The organism is Arthrobacter sp. TJ-217 (assembly GCF_058269255.1).
In genome coordinates, this window is the sequence record NZ_JBZCNJ010000009.1 from 128,824 (window position 1) to 151,585 (window position 22,762).

At 68.6% G+C, this 22,762-nt stretch carries 24 protein-coding genes; 19 read left to right on the forward strand and 5 right to left on the reverse strand.

Going from position 1 to position 22,762, the window contains the following annotated elements:
• Window positions 1-5: 5 nt before the first annotated feature.
• Both AC4D2R_RS15635 and AC4D2R_RS15640 read right to left on the reverse strand, forming a co-directional pair.
• Window positions 6-728 carry a VIT1/CCC1 transporter family protein gene (locus AC4D2R_RS15635; RefSeq protein ID WP_490941036.1) on the reverse strand — a complete coding sequence of 241 codons (723 nt, stop codon included), beginning with the start codon at window positions 726-728 and terminating at the stop codon, window positions 6-8.
• 29 nt (window positions 729-757) lie between these two features.
• On the reverse strand, window positions 758-1,804 hold the full coding sequence (locus AC4D2R_RS15640; protein WP_490941037.1) for a DUF4439 domain-containing protein: 1,047 nt from the start codon (window positions 1,802-1,804) through the stop codon (window positions 758-760).
• A gap of 71 nt (window positions 1,805-1,875) precedes the next feature.
• On the opposite strand from AC4D2R_RS15640, the gene rimP reads away from it, so the two are divergent.
• The 5 genes from rimP (at window position 1,876) to rbfA (ending at window position 7,580) form a co-directional block, all read left to right on the forward strand.
• Window positions 1,876-2,538 carry a ribosome maturation factor RimP gene (gene rimP / locus AC4D2R_RS15645; protein WP_490941038.1) on the forward strand — a complete coding sequence of 221 codons (663 nt, stop codon included), beginning with the start codon at window positions 1,876-1,878 and terminating at the stop codon, window positions 2,536-2,538.
• Window positions 2,539-2,548: 10 nt separating this feature from the next.
• The gene (gene nusA / locus AC4D2R_RS15650; RefSeq protein ID WP_490903792.1) at window positions 2,549-3,529 is read left to right on the forward strand and encodes a transcription termination factor NusA; all 981 of its coding nucleotides are present in this window, start codon (window positions 2,549-2,551) and stop codon (window positions 3,527-3,529) included.
• 71 nt (window positions 3,530-3,600) lie between these two features.
• Complete coding sequence (locus tag AC4D2R_RS15655; protein ID WP_490941113.1) at window positions 3,601-3,942, forward strand: YlxR family protein; 342 nt, start codon at window positions 3,601-3,603, stop codon at window positions 3,940-3,942.
• Between the two features lie 152 nt (window positions 3,943-4,094).
• A complete protein-coding gene (gene infB / locus AC4D2R_RS15660) occupies window positions 4,095-7,031 on the forward strand; it encodes a translation initiation factor IF-2 (RefSeq protein WP_490941039.1) in 2,937 nt (978 codons plus the stop codon).
• A gap of 108 nt (window positions 7,032-7,139) precedes the next feature.
• Window positions 7,140-7,580: a 30S ribosome-binding factor RbfA gene (gene rbfA / locus AC4D2R_RS15665; RefSeq protein WP_490941040.1), complete on the forward strand. Its 441-nt coding sequence runs from the start codon at window positions 7,140-7,142 to the stop codon at window positions 7,578-7,580.
• A gap of 40 nt (window positions 7,581-7,620) precedes the next feature.
• On the opposite strand, the gene AC4D2R_RS15670 is transcribed toward rbfA, so the two are convergent.
• Entirely contained in the window at window positions 7,621-8,799 is a 1,179-nt protein-coding gene (locus AC4D2R_RS15670) for a pyridoxal phosphate-dependent aminotransferase (RefSeq protein ID WP_490941041.1), read from the reverse strand.
• A gap of 57 nt (window positions 8,800-8,856) precedes the next feature.
• On the opposite strand from AC4D2R_RS15670, the gene truB reads away from it, so the two are divergent.
• From truB to AC4D2R_RS15710, 8 genes are all read left to right on the forward strand, one after another.
• Window positions 8,857-9,759 carry a tRNA pseudouridine(55) synthase TruB gene (truB, locus tag AC4D2R_RS15675; RefSeq protein WP_490941042.1) on the forward strand — a complete coding sequence of 301 codons (903 nt, stop codon included), beginning with the start codon at window positions 8,857-8,859 and terminating at the stop codon, window positions 9,757-9,759.
• The gene (locus AC4D2R_RS15680) at window positions 9,759-10,127 is read left to right on the forward strand and encodes a hypothetical protein (protein ID WP_490941043.1); all 369 of its coding nucleotides are present in this window, start codon (window positions 9,759-9,761) and stop codon (window positions 10,125-10,127) included. Before truB ends, AC4D2R_RS15680 begins: the two co-directional genes overlap by 1 nt.
• Window positions 10,124-10,588: a hypothetical protein gene (locus AC4D2R_RS15685; protein WP_490941044.1), complete on the forward strand. Its 465-nt coding sequence runs from the start codon at window positions 10,124-10,126 to the stop codon at window positions 10,586-10,588. The genes AC4D2R_RS15680 and AC4D2R_RS15685 overlap by 4 nt, the downstream gene beginning before the upstream one ends.
• A 151-nt stretch (window positions 10,589-10,739) precedes the next feature.
• A complete protein-coding gene (locus AC4D2R_RS15690; protein WP_490941045.1) occupies window positions 10,740-11,321 on the forward strand; it encodes a DUF4345 domain-containing protein in 582 nt (193 codons plus the stop codon).
• Between the two features lie 254 nt (window positions 11,322-11,575).
• On the forward strand, window positions 11,576-12,571 hold the full coding sequence (locus AC4D2R_RS15695) for a bifunctional riboflavin kinase/FAD synthetase (protein WP_490941046.1): 996 nt from the start codon (window positions 11,576-11,578) through the stop codon (window positions 12,569-12,571).
• 126 nt (window positions 12,572-12,697) lie between these two features.
• Window positions 12,698-12,967 (forward strand): 30S ribosomal protein S15, encoded by a 270-nt coding sequence (gene rpsO / locus AC4D2R_RS15700; protein ID WP_490941047.1) that lies wholly within the window; start codon window positions 12,698-12,700, stop codon window positions 12,965-12,967.
• A 304-nt stretch (window positions 12,968-13,271) separates the two neighbouring features.
• Window positions 13,272-15,530: a polyribonucleotide nucleotidyltransferase gene (locus AC4D2R_RS15705; RefSeq protein ID WP_490941048.1), complete on the forward strand. Its 2,259-nt coding sequence runs from the start codon at window positions 13,272-13,274 to the stop codon at window positions 15,528-15,530.
• A 129-nt stretch (window positions 15,531-15,659) separates the two neighbouring features.
• Entirely contained in the window at window positions 15,660-17,030 is a 1,371-nt protein-coding gene (locus AC4D2R_RS15710) for a M16 family metallopeptidase (protein ID WP_490941049.1), read from the forward strand.
• Window positions 17,031-17,057: 27 nt separating this feature from the next.
• On the opposite strand, the gene AC4D2R_RS15715 is transcribed toward AC4D2R_RS15710, so the two are convergent.
• Together AC4D2R_RS15715 and moaA are read right to left on the reverse strand one after the other, a co-directional pair.
• Window positions 17,058-17,327: a MoaD/ThiS family protein gene (locus tag AC4D2R_RS15715; protein WP_490941050.1), complete on the reverse strand. Its 270-nt coding sequence runs from the start codon at window positions 17,325-17,327 to the stop codon at window positions 17,058-17,060.
• Complete coding sequence (gene moaA / locus AC4D2R_RS15720) at window positions 17,328-18,398, reverse strand: GTP 3',8-cyclase MoaA (protein ID WP_490941051.1); 1,071 nt, start codon at window positions 18,396-18,398, stop codon at window positions 17,328-17,330. It abuts the gene before it with no gap.
• 231 nt (window positions 18,399-18,629) lie between these two features.
• On the opposite strand from moaA, the gene AC4D2R_RS15725 reads away from it, so the two are divergent.
• The 6 genes from AC4D2R_RS15725 (at window position 18,630) to AC4D2R_RS15750 (ending at window position 22,642) form a co-directional block, all read left to right on the forward strand.
• Window positions 18,630-19,928 carry a molybdopterin molybdotransferase MoeA gene (locus tag AC4D2R_RS15725; protein ID WP_490941052.1) on the forward strand — a complete coding sequence of 433 codons (1,299 nt, stop codon included), beginning with the start codon at window positions 18,630-18,632 and terminating at the stop codon, window positions 19,926-19,928.
• A 72-nt stretch (window positions 19,929-20,000) separates the two neighbouring features.
• On the forward strand, window positions 20,001-20,483 hold the full coding sequence (gene moaC / locus AC4D2R_RS15730) for a cyclic pyranopterin monophosphate synthase MoaC (RefSeq protein WP_490941053.1): 483 nt from the start codon (window positions 20,001-20,003) through the stop codon (window positions 20,481-20,483).
• Window positions 20,480-20,965, forward strand: a complete 486-nt coding sequence (locus AC4D2R_RS15735; RefSeq protein ID WP_490903775.1) for a MogA/MoaB family molybdenum cofactor biosynthesis protein — start codon at window positions 20,480-20,482, stop codon at window positions 20,963-20,965. The genes moaC and AC4D2R_RS15735 overlap by 4 nt, the downstream gene beginning before the upstream one ends.
• Window positions 20,952-21,383, forward strand: coding sequence for a molybdenum cofactor biosynthesis protein MoaE (locus AC4D2R_RS15740; RefSeq protein WP_490941054.1), 432 nt, complete (start codon window positions 20,952-20,954; stop codon window positions 21,381-21,383). Before AC4D2R_RS15735 ends, AC4D2R_RS15740 begins: the two co-directional genes overlap by 14 nt.
• A 15-nt stretch (window positions 21,384-21,398) precedes the next feature.
• The gene (gene dapB / locus AC4D2R_RS15745; protein WP_490941055.1) at window positions 21,399-22,157 is read left to right on the forward strand and encodes a 4-hydroxy-tetrahydrodipicolinate reductase; all 759 of its coding nucleotides are present in this window, start codon (window positions 21,399-21,401) and stop codon (window positions 22,155-22,157) included.
• Between the two features lie 17 nt (window positions 22,158-22,174).
• The gene (locus tag AC4D2R_RS15750; RefSeq protein WP_490903772.1) at window positions 22,175-22,642 is read left to right on the forward strand and encodes a hypothetical protein; all 468 of its coding nucleotides are present in this window, start codon (window positions 22,175-22,177) and stop codon (window positions 22,640-22,642) included.
• Window positions 22,643-22,762: the final 120 nt, after the last annotated feature.

The following is a 22,762-nucleotide window of genomic DNA, read 5'->3' on the forward strand; positions in this document are numbered from 1 at the left end:
CCAGACTAGACAACTCCAGCGGCGCCGAGAAGATTTCCGATCAGGAACGTTGCGAGCAGCGCGATAAACCCGCCCACCACGACCCGTGCAGCAGCCCGCAGCTTCGATCCTCCGCCGACCTGGGCGCCGAGGCCGCCGGTCAGTGCCAGCGCGCCAAGCACCGCAACGAACGTGACGGGGACGCGGAGCCCGGGCGGGGGAAGCATGATCGCCAGCAGGGGAAGAAGGGCGCCGACAGTGAATGCGGCGGCGGAGGCGAAGGCCGCATGCCAGGGGCTGACGACGTCGTCCTCGTCGATGCCCAGTTCGGCGGAGAGGTGGGCCCCGAGGGCGTCCTTGGCCGTCAGCTCGACAGCCACCGTCATCGCCGTCTCGGCGCTCAGGCCCTTCGCCTCGTAGATCCCGGCAAGCTCAAGAAGCTCCTCCTCCGGCTCCTCTTCGAGTTCACGGCGTTCCTTTTCGATCAACGCGCGCTGGCTGTCGCTCTGGCTGCTCACCGAAACGTACTCACCCAGGGCCATGGAGACAGCGCCGCCGACCAGTGCCGCGGCGCCGGCCGTCAGGATCGGCCCGGGCGCCGTCGTGACCCCCGCGACGCCCACCACGATCGCGGCGACGGAAACGATGCCGTCGTTGGCGCCGAGGACGCCGGCGCGCAGCCGGTTCAACCGCTGCGCAAGGTCGCCGCGGTGCGGCTCGTCGTGCGAATAGCCCTCAGCTGCGCTCATTGCGTCTCTTCATCCTTCGTCTTCGTCGTTCAGGTGGCCGGGGAGCCGGGTTCCTGTGCTGCGGGCTCGGTTGGCACGCACGGCACCGGTTCGGCTCCGCCGCTTGCTGCCAGGCTCCGCTGGATTGCGGCGTTGAACCGGGGCACCGCCCACGCCCGGATATCCTCCCCGCCCAGGCCCACGAGATCCCCGTAAAGCACGCACAACTCACCCTCGAGGCGGGATATTCCAGCTGCGGGATCCGCTGAGAAAGCGGGGTCGAGTGCGTAGGCCGGGACAACGGCCGGCACCGGCGCGCAGAGCACCTCGAGGAAGGCCCCTGCAGCAGCGGCACCCGCGGCGTGTGCCCGGGCGGCACGGAGCGACGGCCCCGCATCTGGGAGCCGGGCGGCGGCCACCTCATAGGCGTACACCGCCCGATGTTCCGCCTTGGCGGCTGCCAGGAGGTAGCGGCGGTCCTCACCGCTGCCCAGCGCGCTGCCCTCGCACTCCGTCCCGGCGCCGGCCTCAGGGGGCCCGGGCAGGGGAGCGGCCGGGGGAAGGGCGGGAAGGCCGAGCCTGGCGCGCAACACTGCCGCCTGCCAGCGCTGGCTGCCCGCTGTTGCCGCAAGGAGGCGTGCGATTCCCGGCTCGGAGCGTGAGGCATCGGCCAGGCCCTTCCCGGCCGATGCGGCGAGTGCCCCGGCCAGCGATTCCGCCGTCACCGGGGCAGCGGAAGGCGCAGCCGAAGGCCCCGGTGACGCGGTATCCCCAGAAGGGCTTCCGCCGGCGGGGGACAGGGCGGCCGCCTGCGCCTCAAGCAGCACTGCCGCCTGCTCGAATCCGGCCGCCGGGGCCTGCGGATTGGAGGCGAGCGCACGGGCGTCGGCTGCGAGGGCACGGGCCCGGGAGGCGGCGTCGAGCTGGGCCTGCTCGGTGAATGTCGGTTCGTCGGATCCGCTGCCTGCGACGCCGATTCCGAGGCCAGCGACGAGGAGGAAAACCACGGTCAGGCAGAGCCATCGGACCACCCGCGCTGCGGCATTCCGCAGCGCGGATTCCCTGCCGCGGTGCTGCGGATGCGCGCGTGTCCTCACAGGAACCGATCTTGTCATGATCACGGCGTTTTGTTCGGCCGATACGCCGCCGCCCCGCGAAGTCGGTACTCTTGAGCTACAACATCATCGAGTGGGAGGCAGCTATGGCGGTTCGGTCCGGCAAGGAAAACCCGGCATCGCCGCGCAAAGCGGCACGGGAGGCCGAGCTCCAGGCGGAGGCACAGAGGCTGCGCACGCTGCTCCAGCCGGTGATCGAACAGCACAGCCTCTACCTCGAGGACGTCGAGGTTCGGATGGCCGGTATGCAGCGCACCGTTCACGTCATCGTCGACCTTCCGGAAAACCGTGAGGGCGCCATCGGACTCGACACCATCTCCGCCGTTTCGATGGAACTTTCAGCGGCGATGGACAACGACCCGGACGACGACGGACGGCCCTACAGCCTCGAAATCTCGTCCCCCGGGGTGTCCCGGCCCCTGACCGAACCGCGGCACTGGCGCCGCAACATCGGCAGGCTCGTCGAGGTCCAGCGGCTCAACGGCGACGACATCGTCGGCCGGCTGCTCGAGGTCTCCGCTGAGGGAATCCGCCTGCGGCCCCAGCTGATCGTCAAGAAGGGGATGAAGCCGCGGTCGGGAGATCCGGTTGCCCTCGATTTTTCCAAGATCCGCAAAGGGACCGTCCAGGTCGAATTTGCCCATCTTGAGGATGAACACAACGAAGACCACGGTGCGGCCGGCCCGGGCGATCCCGGCACGGCGCACCCAGCGTAAGGAGTCCTTTATGGATATTGATATGAGTGCGTTGAGGCTGCTTGAGCGCGAACGCGAAATTCCACTTGATCTGCTGATCCCGACCATTGAGCAGGCCCTCCTGGTGGCCTACCACAGGAGCCCCGGCTCCCAGGAGAAGGCGCGGGCCGAGCTCGACCGCAAGAGCGGCCACGTGACCATCTGGGCGACCGAGGTCGGTGACGACGGCGAGACCGTCGGCGAGTTCGACGACACGCCCAGCGGCTTCGGGAGGATCGCGGCGAGCACTGCACGCCAGATCATCCTCCAGCGCCTGCGCGACGCCGAGGACGACAACATCCTCGGCGAATTCCGCGGCAAGGAGGGCGAGCTCGTCGCCGGAATGATCCAGCAGGGCAACAACCCGCACATGATCCAGGTGAACCTCGGTTCCGTCGAGGCGGTGCTGCCGCCGCCCGAGCAGGTGCCCGGTGAGAAATACCTCCACGGCACCCGGCTGCGGGCCTTCGTCGTCGACGTCCACCGCGGCATGAAGGGCCCCTCGATCACCCTTTCCCGCTCCCACCCCGGCCTCGTGCGGAAGCTCTTCGAACTCGAGGTCCCGGAAATTGCCGACAAGACCGTCGAGATTGTGGCCCTGGCCCGCGAGGCCGGCCACCGCACGAAGATCGCGGTCCGCGCCAATGTCTCAGGGGTGAATGCCAAGGGCGCCTGCATCGGAGAGATGGGCTCACGTGTCCGCGCTGTGATGAACGAGCTCAACGACGAAAAGATCGACATCGTCGATTACAGCGATGACCCGGCAACCTTCATCGCCAGCTCGCTGTCGCCGTCGAGGGTCTCTTCGGTCACCATCACCGATGAAGCCACGCGGTCCGCCCGCGTCGTCGTCCCGGATTACCAGCTTTCGCTGGCCATCGGCAAGGAAGGCCAAAACGCCCGCCTCGCCGCCAAGCTCACGGGCTGGCGCATCGATATCGTCTCCGACGCGGCGCAGCCGGCGAAGGCCTGAGGACTCCGAGGTCACGGGCACGGTGCATAAGCGGTAGAATGGAAAAGACTGAGGTTCTCTTGCGCCCGAGCATGCAACGAAGTCCTGAACCAGGAGCAACTCCTGTCCGGACCTGCATTGGATGCCGCAAGCGCGACGACCAGTCTGCATTGATGCGGGTGGTGGCACAGATGGTCGGCGGGAAAAGCACCGCTGCGATCGACGAACACCGCCGGCTGTCCGGTCGGGGCGCTTGGCTGCACCCGGAACCGGCGTGCATGGACATGGCACTTCGACGCAAGGCATTCCACCGCGCTTTCCGGAGCGTCGTGGAGACCGGGCAACTGGAGCTCCAGTTCCATGCCCTCACTGAAGCTTCCTCGCGAAGCCTCCGGCAAGAAACCGTCCTCCCTGAAAGCGGGTCAGAAAACTGATGGAAACCCGATGAGTACCCAGCGATGAGTGCCCAACGATGAACAATCCGTTGTGCTCTGCAATCGGCTTCCCGGCTGCCTCGGCAGGCGGGTTCTGCAGTAGGAATTAGACGGTTCGTACCTGACTCGGTGCGGACCGAGACAGGAGAAATGTGGCCAAGGTCCGCGTACACGAGCTCGCAAAAGAGCTCGGTATTACCTCAAAAGATGCAGTAGCAAAACTGCAGGAACTGGGCGAATTCGTCCGTTCAGCCTCTTCAACCATCGAGGCGCCCGTCGTGAAGAAACTTCGCGGCGCGTTCCCCTCCAACGGTGCTTCAAAGCCTGCAGCGGCCCCGGCCGCTCCCGCTGCTGCAGCACCGGCCGCGCCGGAAACGCCCGCGGTTCCGTCCCCGGCAGCGCCAGCCGCCCCGACATCGAACGGGAAGCCGCCCGCCCCGGCAGCTCCCACACCCTCCGCATCCGCATCAGCGCCGGCAGCGCCCGAGCAGACGGCTCCGGCAGCTCCCGCCGCCGCAGCCCCGACTTCTCCTTCGTTCTCCGATACGGCCGAGCCGCAGGCGCCTGCCCGCGACAGCGCACCGTCGGTGAAGCCAGGTGCCCGTCCCGCTCCACGCCCGGCAGCGGCACCGCCGGCCGAAAGCACAACCCGGCCCGGTGGAGCACGCCCCGGGGGCGCACCGCGCCCCGGAAACAACCCCTTCGCTCCGTCGCAGGGCATGCGTTCAGGACGCCCCGACTCCGACCGCTCCGGTGAGCGGACCGGAACCCCGCGTCCAGGCAACAACCCCTTCGCCCCGTCGCAGGGCATGCCCCGCCCGGGCCGCCGTGATGACGAGCGCGGACAGCGCCCGGCACCCGGTGCAGGCGGACCCCGCCCGGCAGCAGGAGCCGGCGGACCGCGTCCCGCAGCAGGAGCCGGCGGACCACGCCCCGGAGCACCACGCCCCGGAGCGCCCCGTCCCGCCGGCGCCGGCGGAAACCGGCCCACTCCAGGCATGATGCCGAACCGCACCGAACGCCCCGCAGCCCCAGGCCGCGGCGCACCCGGTGCCGGTGCAGGGCCACGCCGAGGACCCGGTGGAGCACCGGCAAGCCCGGGTGGAGCTCCCGCCGGCGGCGGATTCGGCAAGGGCTCACGCGGACGCGGCGGCACAGCCGGTGCGTTCGGCAAGGGCGGCGCAGGCCGCGGCAAGCAGCGCAAGTCGAAGCGCGCGAAGCGGCAGGAACTGGAGCAGATGTCGGCTCCGTCGCTTGGCGGCGTCAGCGTGCCCCGCGGTGATGGAAACACCATCGTCCGCCTGCGCCGCGGTTCTTCGATCACCGATTTCGCCGACAAGATCGAGGCAAACCCGGCTGCGCTGGTGACGGTGCTGTTCCACCTCGGTGAGATGGCCACCGCCACCCAGTCACTCGACGAAGACACCTTCGCACTGCTTGGTGTTGAACTTGGGTACAAGATCCAGGTCGTTTCCCCCGAAGACGAAGAGCGCGAACTGCTCAGCAGCTTCGACATCGACTTCGACGCCGAGCTTTCGGCCGAAGGCGACGAGCAGCTTGAGGCCCGTCCTCCTGTTGTCACAGTCATGGGCCACGTCGACCACGGTAAGACCCGGCTCCTCGATGCCATCCGCAACACGAAGGTGGTTGAAGGCGAGCACGGCGGGATCACCCAGCACATCGGTGCCTACCAGATCCAGCACGAGCTCGAAGACTCCGAGCGGGCCATCACCTTCATTGACACACCCGGCCACGAGGCGTTCACCGCCATGCGTGCCCGTGGTGCGAGCGTCACCGACATCGCGGTGCTGGTTGTCGCAGCGGACGACGGCGTCATGCCGCAGACCGTTGAGGCGCTCAACCACGCACAGGCGGCGAACGTGCCGATCGTTGTGGCAGTGAACAAGATGGATAAGGAAGGCGCGAACCCTGACAAGGTCAAGGGACAGCTGACCGAATACGGACTGGTTCCCGAGGAATACGGCGGCGACACCATGTTCGTCCACGTCTCGGCGCTCAAGGGCGACGGCATCGACGAGCTGCTCGAAGCGGTCCTGCTGACCGCCGACGCGGCACTCGACATGAGGGCCAACCCGAACAAGGACGCCCGCGGCATCGCCATCGAGGCAAACCTCGACAAGGGCCGCGGCGCTGTTGCGACAGTGCTCGTCCAGTCGGGAACCCTGCACGTCGGAGACACAATCGTTGCCGGAACTGCCCACGGACGCGTCCGTGCCATGTTCAACGAGAACGGCGACGTCGTCACCACCGCCGGGCCTTCGCGGCCGGTCCAGGTGCTCGGCCTCTCCAACGTCCCGAGGGCAGGCGACACGTTCTTCGTCACCGACGACGAGCGCACCGCCCGCCAGATCGCCGAGAAGCGGGAAACCGCCGACCGCAACGCCGCACTGGCCAAGCGCCGCAAGCGCATCAGCCTCGAGGACTTCGACCAGGCCGTGGCCGAGGGCAAGGTTGACACCCTCAACCTCATCCTCAAGGGCGACGTGTCCGGTGCCGTCGAAGCGCTTGAGGATTCGCTCCTCAAGATCGACGTCGGGGAGGGCGTGCAGCTGCGCGTCATCCACCGCGGCGTTGGTGCGATCACCCAGAACGACGTCAACCTGGCGACCGTGGACAACGCGATCATCATCGGGTTCAACGTCAAGCCCGCCGAGCGCGTTGGCGACCTCGCCGAGCGCGAGGGTGTCGACATGCGCTTCTACTCCGTCATCTACGCAGCAATCGATGACATCGAGCTCGCACTCAAGGGCATGCTCAAGCCGGAGTACGAAGAGGTTCAGCTGGGTTCGGCCGAGGTCCGCGAGGTGTTCCGTTCCTCGAAGTTCGGCAACATCGCCGGCTCGATCGTCCGCTCCGGGATCATCCGACGCAACTCCAAGGCGCGTGTCCGCCGCGACGGCAAGGTGATCGGCGAAGGACTGACCGTCGAATCGCTCAAGCGGTTCAAGGACGATGTCACCGAGGTCCGCACCGACTTCGAGTGCGGTATCGGCCTCGGCTCGTTCAACGACGTCAAGGAAGGCGACACCATCGAGACCTTCGAGATGCGGGAGAAGCCCCGCGTCTAGCAGGTGGAACAGCGCAGGCGCTCCGGGTTCCGGGGCGCCTGCGCTGTCCGCCGGCCGCTTCCGGCCGGCGTTTAGTTCAAGCAGTCCAGTCCAACAGGAGGAAGAGTAATGGCAGATCCGGCACGCGCTGCGCGGCTCGCACAGCGGATCAAGGTGATCGTCGCCGAGGCCCTCCGCCGGAGGGTCAAGGACCCGCGGCTCGAAGCAGTGACAATCACCGACGCACGCGTCACGAACGATCTCCAGCACGCCACCCTGTACTACACGGTGCTCGGCGACCCGGAGGAGCAGCAGGAGACGCGGATGGCCCTCGAGTCGGCCCGGGGCGTGCTTCGCTCCGAGGTGGGCAAGAACATCACCGCCCGGCTCACGCCCACCCTCGAGTTCGTTCCCGACGAGATTCCGGTCAACGCGAGCCACCTCGAAGAGCTCCTCCAGAAGGCCCGCGAGCGGGACGCCGAAGTTGCGGCGATCGCCCAGGGCGCCGACTTCGCAGGCGACGCGGACCCTTACCGCACCTCCGAGGAAAACGACGAAGCAGCCCGCTAGCAGGGCACAAAAGCAGACGCGAAAAGGCAGCTGAGGAAACTCAGCTGCCTTTTCTGTGCGGGAGCCTGCTGAGCCCCTCCACGATGTCGGAGGTCTCCGCGCACAAAGCGATGCGCACCCAGCCCTCGCCCATCGATCCGAACGCGGTGCCCGGAGCCAGCGCCACCGACTGTTCGGCGAGGAAGGTTGAGACCCAGCGCCGCACGTTCCCGCCCGTCGCATGGGATACATCCGCCCACAGGTAGAACGCCCCTTCGGCGTCCAGGTAGGGGATGTTCCGGCTCCGCAGGACGCCGGTTGCTGCGTCCCGGTTCCTCCGATAGGCCGCGAGGCTTTCCGCCACATAGTCCTGCGGCCCGGTCAGTGCGGCGAGCGCGGCGTACTGGGACGGGGCCGAGACGCAGGAGACGCTTGCCTCCATCACGTTGTTCAGCACGGCCTCCAGCCCCGGCGGGACAACGAGCGCGCCGATGCGCAGCCCGGTCAGGCCGTACGTCTTCGACAGCGTCAGCGAGGTGACAACCCGGTGGCCGTCGACGCAGGGAAGGGCGTCGGGGCCGCCGACGTCGAAACGGGCAGGGCTCACGTGCGGCACGTCGTAGGTGAACGCTTCGTAGCACTCATCGGAGATCACCCACAGGTTGTGCCGCGCGGCAAGCGCCACGAGGTCCCGGGTAAGCGCGGCGCTGAACACCGAGCCCAGGGGATTCGACGGCGAGTTGAGGATCAGCAGGCGCGTCCGCGGGGTAATGAGCGCCTCAAGGTCGGCCGGCCGCGGCTGGAAACCGTTCTCCGGCAGCAACGGGTAGCCCACCGGGACCGCCGAAAGCAGGGCAGCGGTCATCGCGAAGGTCGGGTAGCCCGGGTTGGGCAGCAGCACCTCGTCGCCGGGGGCAAGAAGGGTGCTCATCGCAAGGTGGAGGCCCTGCTGGGCTCCGGAGGTCACGTAGACGCGCGACGGGTCGACGTCCACCCCGTTGGAGGTCCGGAACCGGGACGCGAAGGCCTCGCGCAGCGGCGCGATCCCCGCATTGGGGGTGTAGTTCGTCTCGTCGCGGTTAAGGGCGGCCATCGACGCTTCGAGGATGTGCCGGGCGACCGGGAAACCGGGCTCGCCGATGCTGAGCACTATCGAGTGCGGCTGCGCCCAGGCGGCCTGCGTGATTTCGCGGATCTGATTGACGGGCAGCCGCTGGACGTGGGCGGCAGTGGGCATCATAGGGGAATGCTACATCCCGTGCGCGGGGCCCATCCGCAGCACCCTATACTGGGAGGCGTGAATTCGGGGCAGGTCCACTCAGGGCTGATCATAGTGGACAAGCCGCAGGGCTGGACGAGCCATGACGTCGTGGGGCGCCTCCGGCGCCTCGCCGGCACCCGCAAGGTGGGCCACGCGGGCACCCTCGACCCCATGGCCACGGGTGTCCTCGTCCTGGGCATCAACCGCGCCACCCGGCTGCTCACCTACATCGTCGGAATCGACAAGACCTACACGGCAACCATCCGCCTGGGCCAGTCGACGATCACCGACGACGCCGAGGGGGAGATCACCGGGGGAAGCATCGCCGCGGCGGTCACCCGCGATGACATCCTCGCCGGGGTGGCCGCCCTGACGGGGGAGATCTCCCAGGTTCCCAGCAGCGTCAGCGCGATCAAGGTCAAGGGCCAGCGCTCCTACGCCCGGGTGCGATCGGGCGAAGACGTCCAGCTCGAGCCCCGCACCGTGACCATCCGCAGGTTCGAGGTGCACGCCATCCGGCGGGTCAACGGCGGCAAGCAGCAGGACGTCGACGTCACGGTCGAGTGCACCTCGGGAACCTACATCCGGGCCCTCGCCCGCGACCTCGGACTGGCCCTCGGCGTCGGCGGCCACCTGACCGCGCTGCGGCGCACGCAGGTCGGGCCCTACGGCATCGAACAGGCGGCAACCCTCGAGGAGCTCGCCGAGGACCTGCGCCTGCTGGAGCTCGACGACGCGGGGCGCGCGCTGTTCCCGGTCCGTGAGCTCCGCGCGGGCGAGGCCGAGGACATCTCCCACGGCCGGCGCATCGAGGCGGGCCCCGAGGAGGGTCCGGTTGCGGCGTTCGCACCCGACGGAACCCTCGTCGCGCTTCTCGAGAACCGGCCGAAGGACGCCCGCGCCCTCCTGGTCTTCGCTCCCGGCGGCGGTACCCCCTAGTGGATGGTTTCGTCATCGCCGCTGCGGTCCTCTGCCTTCTTTCGGCCCTGTTGTGCGTTGGGGCGGCGCTGGTGCGCCAGCCGCCCAACGACATCACCATCCTTTCCGTTGCCGCCGTCGAGGTGTTCCTGCTCGTCTACGCCGTCACCTCAGCCGTGCGGCAGGCCGGGGGCGAGCCGGTCCAGGGCGAGGCGTGGGAATTCTGGGGATACCTGTTCACCGCATTGTTCGTCCCCGTGGCGGCCTTCGCCTGGGCGATCCTTGAGCGCAGCCGCTGGAGCAACTTCGTGCTTGCCGCCGTTGGCCCGACAATCTTTGTCATGATGGTCCGTATGGACCAGATCTGGGCGGGGGTGGCGGGCCTGTGAGCCGCGAAGCAAAGGGCGCCCGATCCGCAGACGCCCAGCAGGGGCCGCCGGGCACCGCGGCGGCGCAGCGCAATGCCGGGCCCGGCCGCCTGCTCGTGGCCGTCTATGGATTGTTCGCCCTCGCCGCTTCGGCGCGTGCGATCTTCCAGATCGCCACCAAGTTCTCCGAGGCCCCGCTTGCCTACCTCCTCACCGCCCTCGCAGCGGCCGTCTACATCCTGGCCACCGTCTCGCTGGCCCGCAGCGGGTCCCGCTGGTTCGCCATCTCCGTCGCCGCGGTGCTGACCGAGCTGGTGGGCGTGCTGACCGTCGGAGCGCTGAGCGCGCTGAACCCCGAGGCGTTCCCCAGCGACACCGTGTGGTCCGGCTTCGGCCAGGGCTACGGCTATGTGCCGCTTGTCCTGCCGATCCTGGGCCTGGTGTGGCTTTACCGCCACCGTCCGGCACGGCGCACGGCCTAGCAGATGCCGGCCGGGAAGGCCCTGCCGAATAGTCCTTCCGGGCCCGGGTGGCGCGTGAGAGTATGGCGAAAGAAGCACCCGCGGGCCGGCCGCTGATGGCGATACGACGGATCAGCGAGGCCACGGATGCCCCACGCATACCGACGGGAGCATGATGACCACCAATCCGCAGGACCCCCAGGGCAGGCCGTCACCCCAGATGCCGAAAAGCGAGCCGGCCGTGGGCAGCGGGCGTTCCGCCGCGTCAAAGCCCTCCGCGGCCCCGGCCGGGAAGCGGGACGCGTCCCCGGCCAAGTCGAAGGACGGGATCGGCGGAAGCGACTGGAGCGTGTTCCGCACCGTCGTCGTCATCGTCGGGCTCATACTTGCCGCGTTCGGGGCGTACTACCTCATCCGTGGAACGGCGGGCCTGCCGGACACCGAAACGGGCCCGGTCAACCCCACCCTCGAAAACCAATTCCGGTTCTTCTCCGCGATGATGGTCGGCGTCGGGGCGGCGTTCGTCACCATCGCGGTGAAGTTCCAGTGGGCAAACATGCTCTGGCTTGTATGCCTCATGGTCTTCGCTGGCGGCATCGGCCGGGTGCTGTCCTGGGCATTCTCCGGGACCCCGCACTACCTGATGATCATCCTGATGGTCGTTGAGCTCGCCTTCCCGGCCGCGCTGCTCGTCTGGCACCGCTATATCGCCAAGACCAGCCAGATGCGTAAGGACTTCAGCGCCCGCAGCTGACTCCCGCACGGCCCGAAAGGCCGAACCGGCCGGGATCCTCCGTCCTGCCACGGGCCCGCCGGGACCTGAGGCAATCCACCGCCTGCCGGAGGCACGCCACGGCCCTTGAGGGAGAGAATCCCTGACTTTCGCGAAGTGAACCGACGCCAAACGGGAAATAAACCGCCCCTCTATCGGCAATAATGGGGAAGGCGCTGCAGGGATCCGGATGCTCCGGCCCGCGCCGCGGAAAGCCGAAACGGCGAAGGAGATGCGTGTTCTACTGGAGAGACCTGGCCGACGTCCCGGAAGGGTTCGGCCCCTCTGTCATCACCCTCGGCAACTTCGACGGCGTTCACAGGGGCCACCAGCGCGTGCTCCAGCACCTCGTTGACGCGGCGCGCGAGCGGAACGCAGCCGCCGTCGTCGTCTCCTTTGAGCCGCACCCGGCGCAGGTCCACCGACCCGAGAGCGCGCCGGCGCTGATTATGGGGCTCGAGGACCGCGTCCAGACCCTCGCCCGCACCGGTATCGACGGCCTCCTGATGATGCATTACACCCTCGACCTCGCGGCCGATACGCCAGAGGAATTCGTCGAGAAGGTCTTCGTCGAAACCCTCAAGGCGAAGGCCGTGGTGATCGGCCACGACGTCCGCTTCGGGCGCGGCAACAGCGGCGACCTCGACACCATGCACGCCCTCGGTGCGCGGCTCGGCTTCGAAGTGATCGCGATCGACGACTTCGGGGCGAGCGTGCCGCTGCCGACCGGCGACGGAATGACGGAACGCCGCTGCTCCTCAACGTGGGTCCGCGAATCCCTCGATGCGGGGGATGTCGAAACCGCTGCCCTGATCCTCGGCCGCCTCCACCACATCCGCGGCGAAGTGGTTCACGGGTCGGCGCGCGGACGCGACCTCGGGTTCCCGACGGCGAACCTTGCCTCGAACGCCCAGGGCTATGTCCCCGCCGACGGCATTTACGCGGGCTGGCTGATCGACTCCTCGGGGACCCGGTGGCCGGCGGCGATCTCCGTCGGCTCAAACCCCACCTTCCGGGGCGTCGCCCGCACCGTTGAAGCCCACGTCATCGACCGCCCGCCCGAGCGCGTCCAGGACTTCGACCTCTACGGCCAGGAGGTCGCCGTCGAATTCACTGAGCGGCTGCGCGGCCAGGTCACCTACACCGGGCCCGAGTCGCTGATCGAGCAGATGCGGCTCGATGTGGAGCGCACCCGCGAGGTGCTTTCGACAGATCTGCAGGCCAGCGGCTAAACTTGTACCAAGATCCGGCTGCAGTCCGTGGTGGCTGGATTTTTGTGTGTCATTGATGGTGCCGCAGTTCGCTGGGGCCTTGCAGGCACTCTTCCTTTATTCACGGTACAACTCTAGGAGTTATTCGTGGCCCTTGACGCCGCTATCAAGCAGGAAATCATCAAAGAATACGCAACTGCAGAGGGCGACACCGGTTCCCCCGAAGTGCAGATCGCGATGCTTTCCCGCCGCATTCTCGACCTGACCGAGCACCTGAAGATGCACAAGCACGACCACCACACGCGTCGCGGCCTGCTTCTCCTCGTCGGCCGCCGCCGTCGCCTGCTGGACTACCTGCGGGACACCGACATCACGCGCTACCGTACGCTCCTTGAGCGCCTCGGCCTGCGTCGATAGCTGAAACGGAAGGCGGCGCCATCTCATCAGGAGAGGGAGCCGCCTTCCACTTTCGCCCGGCAGCCCGGGCGGCCCGGAGGCGGGGAACCCGCGGCCGGGCATGAACGACCAATGCCATACAACAGGAGACAGACGGCACCGCGCATTCGCGGTCCTCGGTAGTGATTTACGGGATGACGGACCACGAAGGACGTCAGCCCCGTGGGTCTCGATCGAAGACCGGGTGCTGCACAGGCCGCCCACGAGGGGCCGCCTCGGATGGTGCCGACTGCCTCCGCAACACAGGAAACGGAGGTGACTCTCTATGGAGGGTCCCGAAATCGAATTTGCAGAAGCCGTCATCGACAACGGCCGCTTCGGCACGCGCACTGTCCGCTTTGAGACGGGAAGGCTCGCCCAGCAGGCGGCCGGCGCCGCCATGGTCTACATCGACGAAGACACAGCGCTTCTCTCGGCGACGACCGCCGGAAGCTCCCCCCGCGAGGGCTTTGACTTCTTCCCGCTGACGGTTGACGTCGAAGAGCGCATGTACGCCGCGGGGCGCATCCCGGGCTCGTTCTTCCGCCGCGAAGGCCGCCCCTCGACCGAGGCCATCCTGGCCTGCCGCCTCATGGACCGCCCGCTGCGCCCGGCCTTCGTCAAGGGCCTGCGCAACGAGGTCCAGATCGTCGTCACGGTCCTGGCCATCAACCCGGACGTCCGGTACGACGTCGTCGCCATCAACGCCGCGTCGATGTCCACCCAGCTCTCCGGCCTTCCGTTCTCCGGCCCGATCGGCGGCGTCCGCGTTGCCCTCGTCTCCGATGGCAGCGGCAGCGACCAGTGGATCGCCTTCCCGAAGCACTCCGAGCTCGAGAACTCGGTGTTCGACATGGTCGTCGCCGGCCGGGTCGTCGGTGACGACGTCGCCATCATGATGGTCGAGGCCGAGGCAACCGACAACTCCTGGAAGCTCATCAAGGAGAACGGGGCGACGGCGCCGACCGAAGAGGTCGTGGCCGAGGGCCTCGAAGCCGCAAAGCCGTTCATCCGCGCCCTGTGCGAGGCGCAGTCCGACCTCGCCTCGCGTTCGGCCAAGCCGACCGTCGAGTTCCCCGTCTTCCTCGATTACCAGGACGACGTCTACGCGGCAGTGGAGTCCGCAGCTGCGCAGAAGCTCGCCGAGGTCTTCCAGATCTCCGACAAGCAGGAACGCAACAACGCCTCGGACGCCCTGAAGAACGAGGTCCTCGAGTCCCTCGCCGGTTCCTTTGAGGGACGCGAAAAGGAACTCTCGGCAGCGTTCCGCTCGGTCACCAAGGCCGTCGTGCGCCAGCGCATCCTCAAGGACCAGGTCCGCATCGACGGACGCGGCCTCTCCGACATCCGCAAGCTCACCGCCGAGGTCGAGGTTCTGCCCCGCGTCCACGGTTCGGCGATCTTCGAGCGCGGCGAAACCCAGATCATGGGTGTCACCACGCTGAACATGCTGAAGCTGGAGCAGCAGCTCGACTCGCTGTCCCCGGTCACCCGCAAGCGGTACATGCACCACTACAACTTCCCGCCCTACTCCACCGGTGAGACCGGCCGCGTGGGCTCGCCCAAGCGCCGCGAAATCGGCCACGGCGCCCTCGCCGAGCGCGCCATCGCCCCGGTCCTGCCGACCCGCGAGGAATTCCCCTACGCGATCCGCCAGGTCTCCGAGGCGCTCAGCTCCAACGGCTCAACCTCGATGGGTTCGGTCTGCGCCTCGACGCTGTCCCTGCTCAACGCGGGTGTGCCCCTCAAGGCTCCGGTTGCCGGCATCGCCATGGGCCTCGTCTCCGACGAAGTCGACGGCCAGACCCGCTACGCGGCCCTGACCGACATCCTCGGCGCTGAAGACGCCTTCGGCGACATGGACTTCAAGGTCGCCGGAACCGCCGAGTTCGTCACCGCCATCCAGCTCGACACCAAGCTCGACGGCATCCCCGCCTCGGTGCTGGCTGCAGCGCTGAAGCAGGCCCGCGAAGCCCGCCTTCACATCCTCGGCGTTCTCGAAGCCGCGATCGACGCCCCGGACGAGCTCTCGGAGTTCGCGCCGCGCATCATCTCGGTGAAGATCCCCGTTGACAAGATCGGCGAGGTCATCGGCCCCAAGGGCAAGATGATCAACCAGATCCAGGAAGACACCGGCGCCGACATCTCCATCGAGGATGACGGAACCGTGCTGATCGGAGCCACCGACGGCGGCTCCGCCGAGGCTGCACGCGCGGCGATCAACGCGATCGCCAACCCGCAGGTCCCCGAGATCGGCGAGCGCTACCTGGGCACCGTCGTCAAGACGACAACCTTCGGTGCGTTCGTGTCGCTCACCCCGGGCAAGGACGGTCTGCTTCACATCTCCGAGCTGCGCAAGCTTTCCGGAGGAAAGCGCGTCGACAACGTCGACGACGTCGTCGCCGTGGGCCAGAAGGTCCAGGTCGAAATCACAAAGATCGACGACCGCGGAAAGCTCTCGCTCTCCCCGGTGGTCGCCGATGAGGAGCTCGAGGAAGCCGGCATCGAGCTTCCCGAGGTTCCCGCAGAGGACGCGGTCAGCTAACTGACCGCCCCTGAGGCCTCGACGGCTCCGCAGCGTACCCTCCGGTCCGCTGCGGAGCCGTTGGCCTTTCTCCCGTTCCACCCGTTCTTGCCCCGCACCCTCCCCGCAACATCTTTCTGAAGGACCCGAATGGCTCTGCCCACCGCTGTCTTCCTGCCTCTGATCCCCACGCCCGCCCCCGGGTCCGCAGGGGCCGACCCGACGTTCGTCGCGGGCGAACCGGGCGGCGCCGTCGTGCGCAGGTCGGTGCTCCCCGGCGGCGTCCGGGTGCTCACCGAGGCGATGCCCGGCCAGCGCTCGGCCACCATCGGGTTCTGGGTGGGCGTCGGCTCCAGGGACGAGGCCGAGGGCCAGCACGGCTCGACGCACTTCCTCGAGCACCTGCTCTTCAAGGGAACCAAGAAGCGCACCGCCCTGGAGATCGCCTCGGCGTTCGACGAGGTCGGCGGCGAGTCGAACGCCGCGACGGCGAAGGAAAACACCTGCTACTACGCCCGCGTGCTCGACACCGACCTGCCCATGGCCATCGACGTCATCGCCGACATGGTCACCTCCGCGGTCCTCGACCCTGAGGAACTCGAGCAGGAACGCGACGTGATCCTCGAAGAAATCGCAATGGACAGTGACGACCCGGCCGACGTCGCCCACGAGCAGTTCGTTGAGGCGGTGCTCGGCACCCATCCGCTGGGACGGCCCATCGGCGGAACGCCCGAGGCCATCCGCGGGGTGCACCGCGAGTCAGTGCTCGAGCACTACCGCCGCTACTACCGGCCGTCGGAGCTCGTTGTGACGGCCGCCGGCGGCCTTGACCACGACGTCGTGTGCACGCTGGTCCAGGAAGCCCTCGAACGCTCGGGATGGGACCTGGCCGAAGGCGCGCTTCCCGTTGACCGGCGCTCGGCGGAACCCGCCAGGATCACGGGAAAGTCCGGGGTCCACGTCATCCGCCGCGCCGTCGAACAGGCGAACATCCTCGTTGGATGCCCGTCCCTCGTCGCGAACGACGAGCGCCGGTTCGCGATGAGCGTGCTCAACGCCGTCCTTGGCGGCGGCATGTCCTCGCGCCTGTTCCAGGAGATCCGGGAGAAGCGGGGCCTCGTCTACTCCACCTACTCGTTCTCGGCGTCCTACGCCGACGCAGGGTACTTCGCCATGTATGCGGGCTGCTCCCCGGCCAAGACAGGGCAGGTCATCGCCCTGCTCGGGGATGAGCTTGACCGCCTCGCACGCGAAGGCATCACCGAGGAGGAGCTGCGCAAGGCCGTCGGACAGCTCTCCGGCGGGCTGGTGCTCGCCCTTGAGGACAGCAGCTCGCGGATGTCCCGGCTGGGCCGGTCAGAACTTGTCTCCGGAGAGTTCATCGACCTCGACGAGTCGCTCGCCCGGGTGGGCGCCGTCACCACCCAGGACGTTCAGGACCTCGCCGCCGAACTCGCGGCGGCCCCCCGGACGACCATGGTCGTCGGCCCGTTCGACGGTCCCGGGGACTTCGCACTCTAGACCCGGCCGGCGGGGGCGGGGTCCGGGTCAGCCGCCGGCGAACGGCGGAAGCACGTCGAGGACGTCCTGCGGCCCCAGCACCCGGGCGCGGTCGCGCAGGGAGACCTCGTTGAGCAGGAAGCTGCTGCGGGAAAGCACCCGCGTCATCGGCGGTGCGCCGTTTGATGGGGGAACAGGGTCGGGGTGCCGGGCGGCGATGGCCCGGAGCACCTCTTCGAAACTGGCGCCGTCGCACTCAAGATGTTCCTCGGCGGTGCCGGCAGCGGCCTGCGCGGCACCGAAGTAGCGGACCAGCATTCAGCCGCCGATCGCGCTCATGGTGCGGTCGGGCTGCACGAAGCCTTCGGCCCCGAGCCCCGTGGCGCCCATGCCGTGCGCCTTCGGCTTGGCCCACATCGCTTCCTGCCAGCGCCGCGCCACTGCCGCGTCGTCACTGTCCGAGCGCAGCAGCGCCCGCAGGTCGGTTTCCTCCCGGGAGAACAGGCAGCTCATCACCTTTCCTTCGGCGGTGATCCGCGTCCTGCGGCAGTCCGAGCAGAACGGCTCGGTGACGGAGGCGATGATTCCCACCGACCCGGCGACGACCTCGGGGGAGGACTTCCTGCGCACCTCCCACCGCTCGGCGGGCGCCCCGTCGCGGCTCGCGGGGTGCGGGGTCAGGAGGAAGGCCGGCTCAAGCAGCGAACGCATCTCCGCCGCCGTGACCATGCCCTCCCTGGTCCACCCGTGATCTGCGTCAAGGGGCATCTGTTCGATGAACCGCAGTTCGAACCCCCGGGAGACGGCCCACTCCAGCAGCGCCGGCGCTTCGGCGTCGTTGATGCCGCGCATCAGCACCGCATTGATCTTCACCGGACCGAGCCCGGCGTCCGCGGCCGCTTCGATGCCGCGCAGCACCCGGTCCAGGAAAGGCCTGCGGGTGAGCTGCGCGAAGGTCTCGGCGTGAAGTGAGTCAAGGGAGATGTTGATCCGGGTCAGGCCGGCCGCCCTGAGCTGGGCCGCCTTGCGGTCAAGGCCCAGTCCGTTGGTCGTCAGGGAGATGGGGAGTTGGGGATGCTCGGCCCGAAGGTCCTCGATGATCTGCACCAGATCGGACCTCACGAGCGGTTCCCCGCCGGTGAGCCGAAGCTCCCGGATGCCAAGCATTGTCACGCCGATCCGCACGAGCCGCACGATTTCGGCGCGGGAGAGCACCGCGTCCTTCTGCAGCCAGTCGAGGCCGCCGGCGGGCATGCAGTAGGTGCACCGGAGATTGCACTTGTCGGTCAGAGAGAGGCGCATGTCGGTGGCCCGTCTGCCAAACGTGTCGATGAGGCCGGCTCCTGCGCCCGACGGAGCCGGACCCGGCATTCCGAGGTTGGTTCCCATAGTGGAAGGTTACGCCCATTCCCCGCAATCGCCCGGCTTGACCGGCAACGAGATCGGAGGTATTTGAACATGTTGGCCGTACGGCGCCGGGGCCACCCCCTCCAGCGAGCAGGCAAACAAGCGAACCACCGCCGGGTGGGCGCCTGACCGGGCGGTGCAGTCTAGGGTTGAGGCAGGCAGCCGGAACGGTGATATTGAAACGGTGTTGTGTTGGGGTACGAAAGGCAGGCAATGAACCGTAGCGTGGCAGAGCACCAGCAGGCTGTTGCCCTGCTGCTCCGCGGGAGCAGCGGATATGACGGCGGCACCGATGCGGCGGAACGGCTGCCGCTGGCGGCGGCGCGCTCCCGCGTCCTCGCCGCCGACGTCGCAGCTCCGGTGAGCCTTCCGCCCTTCGACAACTCGCAGATGGACGGCTACGCGGTCCACTCCGCCGACCTCGCCGCGGCGCCGGCGGACCACCCGGAGGCCGGGCGGCTGCGCCTGAAGGTCGGTGCGCCCATCCCTGCAGGAACCGCGCCCCCGGCGCTCGAACCCGGCACCGCGGCCCCCATCATGACGGGGGCGATGATCCCCGCCGGCGCCGGCGCCGTCGTGCCGATCGAGCTCGCCGACCCGCCGCAGTTCCTCCGCCCCGACGGTAGGGCGGCAGCCGACCCCGTCACCGTCGGGCTGCCCGGCGGCACCGAGGCGGGCAGCTTCATCCGGAGCCGGGGCAGCGACATCGCCGCCGGAGGCCTAGCCCTCGCCGCAGGAACGCTGCTGGGCCCCGCCCAGCTGGGGCTTCTCGCCGCGTGCGGAATCCCCACCGTTCCCGTCCGCCCGCGCTTCACAGTGCTTCTTCTCTCAACGGGCGACGAGGTGACATCCCCCGGTGAACCCCTTGGCCCCGGGCGCATCTACGACGCCAATAGCACCCTGCTCGAAGCCGCGCTCCACGAGGCCGGTGCCGCCGTCATCCGCCACCAGGTGGTCGGGGACGACCCGGTACGGCTGCGCGAGGCGCTGGCCGGACTCTCCGGCACGGGTGCCCACCTGATCCTCACCTCCGGCGGTATCAGCAAGGGCGCCTATGAGGTGGTCAAGCAGGCCCTCGACGGCAGCGGGGTCACGTTTTCCTCAGTGGCCCTCCAGCCGGGCGGCCCGCAGGCGCTGGGCACGGTGGGCGGCCTGCCCTTCCTCGGGTTCCCCGGGAACCCGGTCAGCGCCCTTGTCTCATTCGAGATGTTCCTCCGCCCGGCGCTGACCGCCCTCACCGGCGCCCCGTCACCGCGGGTCGAACTCGAGGCGAGGCTAGCCGCCGCCGCCGACTCGCCCGAAACCAAACACCAGGTGCGGCGCGGCCGGTACGCCGACGGCGTCGTGGAGCTGATCGGCGGACCCGGCTCGCACCTTGTCCACGCCCTTGCCGAATCCAACGCGCTCGTGCACCTGCCCGAAGGCACCGGTCGGGCCGCAGCAGGGGAGCGGGTGCGGATCTGGCTGATCGACGCGGTGCAGGCTCCCAACCCGCAGACCCCCAACCTGTAGACCCCCAACCCGCCCCCAACGCCCGGGTCCCGAACACCCAGGCCCTTGAAACCCTATGAAGGACGGCGAACGATGAACCCCAGCGAACCGGCAGCACTGTCCCACGTCCGGGAGGACGGCAGCGCGCACATGGTCGACGTCACGGCCAAGCCCGTCACCGCCCGGCAGGCGAGCGCACAGGCGATCCTCGAAACCACGCCCGAGGTCATCGCCCTGATCACAGACGGATCCCTGCCCAAGGGCGATGCCCTCGCCGTCGCCCGCGTTGCAGGAATCATGGCGGCCAAGCAGACCTCGACCCTGATCCCGCTGTGCCATCCGCTGCCGCTCAGCAAGGTCACGGTCGACTTCACGGCCTCCGAGAGCACGGTGACGGTGACGGCCCTCGTTAAGACCACCGCTGTAACCGGGGTGGAGATGGAGGCCCTGACTGCCGCCTCGATCGGTGCACTGACCCTCTACGACATGATCAAGGCGGTCGATCACCACGCGGTGATCCGGGAGACGAAAGTGCTTTCAAAATCCGGGGGAAAGAGCGGAGACTGGAGCATATGAGCGCGCTGCGGAACGCGGCCGTCGTCATCGCCTCAACGCGAGCCGCCGCCGGCATCTACGAGGATGAGTGCGCCCCGGTCATCGCCACCTGGCTGGCGGAGCGGGGGTTCGCCATCTGCGACTCCGTCGTGGTGCCCGACGGCGACCCGGTGGGCACGGCAATCGGTGCCGCCCTCGAATCCCGGCCCGCAGTCCTGATCACCAGCGGGGGCACCGGGATCAGCCCCGACGACACCACCCCCGAACAGACCGCGCCGTACCTGACCCGCCAGCTGCCCGGCATCGCCGAGGCTATCCGCCGGGCCGGCGCCGAAAAGGTTCCAACAGCGGCGCTCAGCCGGGGGCTCGCCGGCACGGCCGGGAGCACCTTCATCCTCAACCTGCCGGGTTCCCCCGGGGGAGTGCGGGACGGCCTCGACGTGCTGGCCCCGCTGCTCGACCACATCTGCTCCCAGCTGGAAGGACACAATGACCACCGGTGAAGTACTCAACGCGGCCGTCAGCCCCACCCCGCTGCGGCCCGAAGACGCCTTGGCGGCCGTGGACTCCCCGCACTGCGGCGCCGTCGTCGGATTCAGCGGCGTCGTGCGGGATTCGGACGGCGGGCGGAACGTCACCTCGCTGAGCTACTCGGCGCACCCAAGCGCCGAACGCGTCCTGGCGGAGGTCGCGGCGGACATCGCGGCGAAGTACCCGCAGGTCCGCCTGTGGGTTGCCCACCGCGTCGGACCGCTCGAGATCGGGGACCAGGCGCTCGTTGCGGCAGTAGCCGCCGCCCACCGCGGCGAAGCGTTCGCCGCCTGCTCCGACCTCGTGGATGCGGTGAAGGATCGCGTCCCGATCTGGAAGGAACAGTTCTTCGCCGACGGCACCGTTGAATGGGTCGGAGCGGGCGCCTGACATAGGCTGGAACCCATGACGCAGGAACTGCCGGTAGCCGTAATCGGCGCCACGGGCCGCATGGGCTCCGAAGCCGTGAAAGCCATCGCCGCCGCCGAGGGGATGCGCCTCGTCGCGGCCCTCGGCAGGGGCGACTCCCTCGACACCGTTGTTTCGGCGGGGGCCAGCATCGTCGTCGACCTGTCCATCCCCGAGGCGACCTTCGACAACACGGCCTTCGCCGTGGAGCACGGGCTCCATGCCGTCGTCGGGACGACGGGCTGGACCCCGGAGCGGCTCGACCGGCTCGCTGGACTGCTTGAGCGGTCGCCGTCCACCGGTGTGCTGATCGCACCGAATTTCGCCCTGGGCGCGGTGCTCGCCACCGCCTTCGCCGCGAGCGCCGCACGGTACTTCGAATCGGTGGAGATCGTTGAACTCCACCACCCCGACAAGGTGGACGCGCCCTCCGGCACCGCCGTCCGCACCGCCCAGCTCATCAGCGCGGCGCGCGCGGCTGCGGGCGTCCCCCCGGCCCCCGATGCCACAACGAGCGCGATACCCGGAGCCCGGGGAGCCGACGTCGACGGCGTGCCGGTCCATTCCGTGCGCCTGCGCGGGCTGACGGCCCACCAGGAGGTCCTGCTGGGCGGACCGGGGGAACAGCTCACCATCCGGCACGACTCCTTCGACCGGGGCTCGTTCATGCCCGGGATCCTCGTCGGCATCCGGAACGTCGCACACCACCCCGGGCTGACCGTCGGCCTCGAGGGCTACCTGAACCTTTCGGTTTGAGAGAAGGAACCGCACAAATGCTCAACGCACTCCGCGAACACCGCGTGAAGATCGGGGTCGTGCTTGTCACGCTGCTCCTTGCCCTGTGGCTGGTCGTGGCACTGCAGCGCGGGGTGCTCCTGCTGACCGACCCCGAACCGGTGGCGAAGGCGCTCGGCGTCGGCTACATCGCCCTCCCGTTCATCGGCGCGTGGGCGCTTCTGAGGGAGCTGCAGTTCGGGGCGCAGACCCAGCGCATGGCGAGGATCCTCGAGAAGGAGGGCGGCCTGCCGGTCGATGACCTTCCCCGCACCCCGGCCGGCCGGATCGTCCGCTCCGCCGCCGACGAGCGGTTCCCCGCTTTCCAGGCTGAGGCGGAAAACGCCCCCGATGACTGGCGCAGCTGGTTCCGGCTCTCGTGCGCGTACGACGCCGCCGGGGACAGGAAGCGGGCACGCAAGGCGATGCGCGACGCCGCCAAGCTGTTCCGCCCCACCGGCGGCTGACAGCCCCCGGGTTCAACAGGGGAAGCCCGCTCAGGCGGTCAAGGTCAGGAACGTCCAGGCACCTCGTCCAGCCCGGCTCAGGCGGCCCGGCTCAGCCCGTCCCGGCTCAGGCGGCCCGGC